Source organism: Streptococcus sp. 2106, assembly GCF_013277315.1.
GTDB classification, from domain to species: Bacteria; Bacillota; Bacilli; order Lactobacillales; family Streptococcaceae; genus Streptococcus; species Streptococcus pseudopneumoniae.
Map to the genome: position 1 here is coordinate 1 of NZ_VMMS01000095.1, position 5,652 is coordinate 5,652.

A 5,652-nucleotide genomic window follows, 5' to 3' on the forward strand; every position below is an offset into this window, starting at 1 on the left:
AATCCTCAAGGGTTTCATCTACAAACTTGTAACAGCTTCTAACCTCATTTACTAGCTTTTCCTGCTCGTCTGTCAGGTTCAAGACTTGGTTAGCTCTCCAAGCCATCACCATAGCACCCCAAAAGTGTCTACGGTCTTTCTCTGTCCACTTCCTGCCCTTATAGGCGGTGTCTTTGTGGACTTCAGCAACCAGAAAGCGCCTTTCTCCTGTCAGGTCGTTCAAATAATCATGGTCATTAGTTGCCCTCACAATAATAAAACTCTTAGGGAGTCGCCTATCACTGGAAGCGTAAGGCGGTCTAAACTCTAACTTGGTTTCTGTGATGAATTTCTTCAATTCTGAAAAACTAGCCTTTTTGCTGGCCACCATCTCATCATCAAATACACACCAGTTTCTCACCATTCTAGCCTTGTCGTCTTTGTCTGTGAAGGTCTCAACGGTTGTAAAATACTTGTGGGTAAAAAGCCCCTCAAAAAATTGAGTCTTTCCTACTCCCTGCCTTCCAGTTAAATCCAGTACAAAGTCAAACTTAACAGTAGGGTCAAACACCTTGGCAACCGCTCCACGGAAAAACAAGTCCATGATAATACGGTTATATTCATCATCCTTGATATTGAGATAATGCCTTAAAATATCAAAGGGATCACGCTGATTCACTAACTCTTTATACTCGCTTTCGCAAGATTCCAGATAGTCTTTTAAAGGGTTGTAGCTATGTTCTCCAGCCACTATCTCCAAAAAATCAGCTATATCAGGCTTTTTATAGTCCAGCTTGTACTTGGTAGCAATATAAGCCCTAATCTCTCTGATAATCAGGTCATCGATCGCACCGCTCAGGGTTCTACCGTTTAGCTTCATTGGTCTAGTCACTTCAATTTCATAAGTGAATACGTTGTACTGTATCGCCCCCTTTAACTTACTATCTCCGCTCAAAATCTTTCGGAGATTGTCTAAACCTCTATCAAAACCGTCACCTCTTGCTCTTTTTGCCAAGTTCAGGCTATTGTGTTCCTCATCTGTCTCCCTTGCTTGGGTCAGGTCCACCACTTCAGGCGGTGCTTGTTGCTGATCTTCTTCAATGATTTTATTTACAATGTCGTTGCTATTCAAAAGCCACCTCCTTATAGAATTTTGTCGCTACTTCTAGGAAATAGCTTGCTAGGTCTTTACGCTTGACGATTGTAGAAAACAAGTCCACCAGCTGACTAAAACTGTAGCCATTCACAAATAGCAAGCGGACAAAAAGCGAAGTCTCATATTTGGTATAAATCCCGTTACAAATCAGGTCAAAAATCCAACCTTTTAACTCCACTCCAAGCCCCTGCCGTTGCTCGGTCAATTTGTTTACCTCTAAATCTTTCAGGATCGTCAGCAAGTTAGGACTGGCCAAACCTATCTCTAAATCTCTGGCCAATTCCCAGCCCTTTACTTCCTCGCTTTCGTCTTTAACTACCACATACAAGCCTTTGTAGTGAAAAGCCGTCAAACCCTCGCCTATTGGCTCAAAATAGATAAATTTATAGTGATTGCCATTCTTCCAAACTTGGGTTGGGCTAGACTTGAGAAAGCCAAACAAAGGTAATTTTTCAGCGGATAGAATTAACTCAAGCACTCTCATTCATCCACCCCCAGAAACTTCCAGATGTCGGTCACTAAATAGTAAATCATTCTTGAACCATCGTCTGGCGGTTGATAGCGTCTTAAACCCTGACTTTCCCACTTATTCAGCGTGTTGTCACTAATTTTCAATTCCTCTTTGAGTTCAACTCTATTTATCAACTTGGTCAGTCTCTGCGGTGCTTTCTCATGCGCTTCCAGGTATCTTTCCACTACCTCCAGAATGCCATGCGTCAAATCATGCTCACTTTCTCGGCTTAGGCTAAACATATCCGCCCACCTCCTTAACTTTTATTTACAAAGGTTATTTGTCCGCTCGCTACCCCTTGCAAAATAGCTTTTTGAGTCTCTATGATTGTATCCAAGGTTTTCAAGATAGCTGTCTCAGCCTCTAAATCCAACGCTTGTTTTGTCAACAAGCCCCTAGTTACAGCTAACTTTGTTGCATTGTCCATACACGTAGCTAGAAAAATCTCTTTAGTAAAATAAGGTTCATCTGGTATTTTTTCACTATCAAGGTATATCTTCACTGTGTAACTCATTTCATCCCTCCGTAAACTCTTACCCCTGCAAGCTGGATATATCGCCCATAATCAGGATTTAAATCCTCGCTAGGTGTTTCTATCCTCTGTTGGTTTTCTCGCTCAATTTGGGCGCTTTTTTTGCGGTCTCGGTGGTTTAGATAAAGTAGTAAGCCAATCAATACCACGATTAAGACAGCAGCCTGTGTGTTGCTTATATCTAGTTCATTCATGTTTTTCCTCCAATTCTTTGCGGTACATTCCGATAGTATTAACTAGATTTTCCTTTGCATTGATAAGACAATCATAAGCAAGGTTAAAAATGGCGCTTTGCGTGTTATATTCCAAGGCTAAAAGTAAGGCCTTCTCTTGGTTGCTCATGTTTTTACTAAAAAAATGAGAAGTAGCCTTTAAAGCATTTTCAGCGGTGTTAAGTCCTAAGGTTAAATCATCTAGTTCATCTAAAATATTTTTAATTTCTTCTTTTGTCATGTTTGTTTCCTTTTTTTGTCTTTTACTATCCAGTTTTTCAAAACCTTTTCTAATTTGCTTGCCTGCTCTTCGGTTTTCTTAGTTTTTATTCATTTCGTTTACGGCTTTATCTGCTAACCGTTGCCATTGTTTTCTAAAGTCTTGTTCATCTATCCGCCCATGGAGAAAATCGCTTAGGGCGTAAGTTGCACGGCTGTAAAATCGCTTGGCTCTATCATAATTTGTCATTCTTTGCCTCACTTACTGCTTTTACTACCTTTTCTCTTAGTTTTGTAAATTCTTCAATAAACTCATCTTGAGATATAACCCCACGATTAAAAGTTATAATCAAGGCGCTTGCTCTTTTTGTGTATTGTTCCATCTGTTAGCCCTCCATCATGTCATAAAGTAGGGCGTAGTGCTTGTCTGGGATTCTGTCCAAGGCTTTCAAGCCGTCATGTTCTGCTTTTTGTCTGGTTTCCGCCTTGACTGTGCTATCAAAAGCGATAGAAAAGGCGTTTAGCATTGCCTTATAGCGGTCTACGCTCTTCAAATAGCGCCCACGTTCTGACAATTCTTTATCTTCCAATTCCTCTTTTACCGTACCGTCCAAGAGTGCGAACTTGCTATAAACTCCTTTTTCTAGTGTAAAATCTAGGCGATTGTTTTGTTTCAGCTTGCAGAGGTTGGTTCTGCAACTCTCTAGGTTACGGTAACCTAATACTTTAGTAATTTCTTCTAGACGCTTACCCTCTAATTCTGGCAATTTTTCAGCTATATCTTTAAATTTTACTACTTGATGTTTCTTTCTCATTGTTTACCTCATTTTTTGGGTACGCAAAAAGCGCACTCTATTTCTATGTTTGACAAATAAGAGTACGCATGATAAGATATTTACGTACCTCATTCGTGGGGGCGGATACTTTGCAACTTCTCGGATTGGCGTTTGACAAGTTGCAAGGTATTTTTTATTTAGTAAGATTTTCAAAGGCTTTTCTCAAGGTTTCAGGTTTTGTCAAACCATTCTTTTTACCGTACTCTTCCAGCTTACTATTTAGCTGTTCGCTAACTCTGACTGTTAATTTTACGGTATTAGAGTTTTCTCCCTTCGGACGTCCTACTTTCTTTATTTTGTCAGTCATCGGATTGCCTCCTTTCTTGACGACATAAATTATTATAATTCTTGTCGTCTTAAATGTCAACCCCTAAACCGAAAAAAATTTAAAATCTTCCCAGCGTACCTTATTTTATTTTCAATGTACTAGCGGAAACCGCTGTATTATGCTATAATCAAGGTATAGAAAAAATATCTATATTCTTGATCCAGTCGCTTGCTTCAGTCGCCAAACTCTCCGCAAGTGACTTTTTTTGTTGTCAATCCCCAGTGGTAAAGCACCACATGAGAAACTTGTAAATGTAATATAGTATTGCGATTGTGTCGCTCCTTTCTAGTATCGTCGCTTTTTAAGCGACTTTCTTGGTAAAAAAATTTCGCTAATCGATAACTCGAAAAAAGTACTTAGCGCAAACATTTCATCCAACGTAAAAGCCTTTTCTCCGCGTTCTTTTTGCCCATAAGAAGTAACTGATATTTTTAAATAATCAGCTAATTCTTGTTGAGAAATACCTTGTTTTTTACGTAAAATCAATAGTTTTTCCTGCAATAACTTTCCCCTCCTTTTTTAGTTTTTACAAGTCGCTTATCAGGCGACAAAACTATATTATCGCTTTTTAGGCGACTTGTCAACAGTTTTTTTGTTAAAAAATAAAAAAAGTTGCTTTTTAAGTGACTTTTTTGTTATAATGAAAATACGAAAGGAGGGGATAACATGGACAATCTCGCTCAACACGTTGGAGAAAAGATAAAATTTCTTAGAAAAGAAAACGGATGGACTCAATCTGTACTAGCTGAAAAAATGTCAACCAGTAAACAAACAATAAGTAAATACGAAAAGGGTATTATAAAGGTTAATCAAGACACAATTTTCAAACTTGCTGATATTTTCGGCGTGTCTATAGATAGCTTTTTCCCTCCTATCATTGAAGCAATTGCTACCGCTTCCCCAGTTCAAGCCATCTATGATCAACTCACTCCACCAAGACAAGAAAAAGCCTTGACTTATCTTAAAAAGCAGCTGCTGGAGCAGAAAAACGAAAACATAGTATCAGAAAATATTATCAGTCTGGACGACTACAGGGAAAGCAAGACGCTCCCTGTTATCGGAGTTGTAACCGCTGGAAACGGAATAACTCAAGACGATAACCTAAACATAGAAAAATGCTTTTATACTGATGAAATACCAGACGACTACGACGCTATCGCTTATGTCGTTGGCAACTCTATGGAGCCAAAGATAAAAAACGGCGACTATCTTTTTATAAAGAATGCACCTCAAGTTGACTATAACACTATCGGTATCTTCCAAGTAGACGGCGCTAACTACGTCAAGAAACTGCGTCAAGGGTATTTAGAAAGTCTTAACCCTGAATGTGCTGATATTCAACTAGACGAAGACAACGATATACGCACCATCGGCGAAGTCGTGAGTATATATAGAGAGAATTAAAAAATCCCCACATTCGCCAATAGCAACCCTATTTTTAAGGTCTATCGTGCAAAAACAGGGGAAATTGAAGAATAGAAAGCCAATTTTACAGACTAAAGCGCAAAAATAAGCGAAATTGACAAATAGAAAAAGACAAGCCTGCTACCGCTAACTTGTCTGACAATGCAATAAAAGCAACGTTCCCAGCGTTGAGATTTTTCGATACTCAAAAATTTTTAAAAAACAAACCAAAAAGATTGACAAAAACTAAAAATTACAGTATTATTAGGCAATGAGAAGAGTTTCTGCTCCCAAGGGAACAGAGTACGCAAAACACCGCCTAGTTCTACTAGGTGGTGTTTTTGTATACAAGGAACATATATGAAACCATTTCAAACATTAGATGAACAAATAATACTCTTCGAAAATCAAATTCAAACTACGTCAGCTTCACCTTGCCCTACTCCAGTACAGCCTGCGGCTAGTTTCCTAGTTT

12 protein-coding genes are annotated in these 5,652 nt (G+C 38.8%); 1 reads left to right on the forward strand and 11 read right to left on the reverse strand.

Annotated features, from left to right (window positions below; translation table 11 throughout):
- The 11 genes from HT723_RS09755 to HT723_RS09805 all read right to left on the reverse strand — a co-directional run.
- The coding region (locus HT723_RS09755) for a virulence-associated E family protein (protein WP_172935114.1) at nt 1-1,111 on the reverse strand (1,111 nt) is incomplete at its 3' end.
- The gene (locus HT723_RS09760) at nt 1,104-1,619 is read right to left on the reverse strand and encodes a hypothetical protein (protein WP_172935115.1); all 516 of its coding nucleotides are present in this window, start codon (nt 1,617-1,619) and stop codon (nt 1,104-1,106) included. The genes HT723_RS09755 and HT723_RS09760, both read right to left, overlap by 8 nt.
- The gene (locus HT723_RS09765; protein WP_166735837.1) at nt 1,616-1,888 is read right to left on the reverse strand and encodes a hypothetical protein; all 273 of its coding nucleotides are present in this window, start codon (nt 1,886-1,888) and stop codon (nt 1,616-1,618) included. The genes HT723_RS09760 and HT723_RS09765 overlap by 4 nt, the downstream gene beginning before the upstream one ends.
- Before the next feature lie 14 nt (nt 1,889-1,902).
- Nucleotides 1,903-2,160 (reverse strand): hypothetical protein, encoded by a 258-nt coding sequence (locus HT723_RS09770; RefSeq protein WP_166735836.1) that lies wholly within the window; start codon nt 2,158-2,160, stop codon nt 1,903-1,905.
- Nucleotides 2,157-2,372 (reverse strand): hypothetical protein, encoded by a 216-nt coding sequence (locus tag HT723_RS09775; RefSeq protein ID WP_119919969.1) that lies wholly within the window; start codon nt 2,370-2,372, stop codon nt 2,157-2,159. Before HT723_RS09775 ends, HT723_RS09770 begins: the two co-directional genes overlap by 4 nt.
- Nucleotides 2,365-2,631: a hypothetical protein gene (locus HT723_RS09780; RefSeq protein WP_172935116.1), complete on the reverse strand. Its 267-nt coding sequence runs from the start codon at nt 2,629-2,631 to the stop codon at nt 2,365-2,367. Before HT723_RS09780 ends, HT723_RS09775 begins: the two co-directional genes overlap by 8 nt.
- Nucleotides 2,632-2,709: 78 nt before the next feature.
- Nucleotides 2,710-2,859: a hypothetical protein gene (locus HT723_RS09785; protein ID WP_172935117.1), complete on the reverse strand. Its 150-nt coding sequence runs from the start codon at nt 2,857-2,859 to the stop codon at nt 2,710-2,712.
- Entirely contained in the window at nt 2,846-2,992 is a 147-nt protein-coding gene (locus HT723_RS09790; RefSeq protein WP_000438875.1) for a hypothetical protein, read from the reverse strand. Before HT723_RS09790 ends, HT723_RS09785 begins: the two co-directional genes overlap by 14 nt.
- 3 nt (nt 2,993-2,995) lie before the next feature.
- Nucleotides 2,996-3,424 (reverse strand): hypothetical protein, encoded by a 429-nt coding sequence (locus HT723_RS09795; protein WP_001227461.1) that lies wholly within the window; start codon nt 3,422-3,424, stop codon nt 2,996-2,998.
- Between the two features lie 154 nt (nt 3,425-3,578).
- Complete coding sequence (locus HT723_RS09800) at nt 3,579-3,752, reverse strand: hypothetical protein (protein WP_000130088.1); 174 nt, start codon at nt 3,750-3,752, stop codon at nt 3,579-3,581.
- 306 nt (nt 3,753-4,058) lie between these two features.
- Entirely contained in the window at nt 4,059-4,274 is a 216-nt protein-coding gene (locus tag HT723_RS09805; protein WP_172935118.1) for a helix-turn-helix transcriptional regulator, read from the reverse strand.
- A gap of 165 nt (nt 4,275-4,439) precedes the next feature.
- Here HT723_RS09805 and HT723_RS09810 point away from each other — a divergent pair, with 165 nt between their 5' ends.
- Complete coding sequence (locus tag HT723_RS09810; RefSeq protein WP_172935119.1) at nt 4,440-5,177, forward strand: S24 family peptidase; 738 nt, start codon at nt 4,440-4,442, stop codon at nt 5,175-5,177.
- Nucleotides 5,178-5,652: the final 475 nt, after the last annotated feature.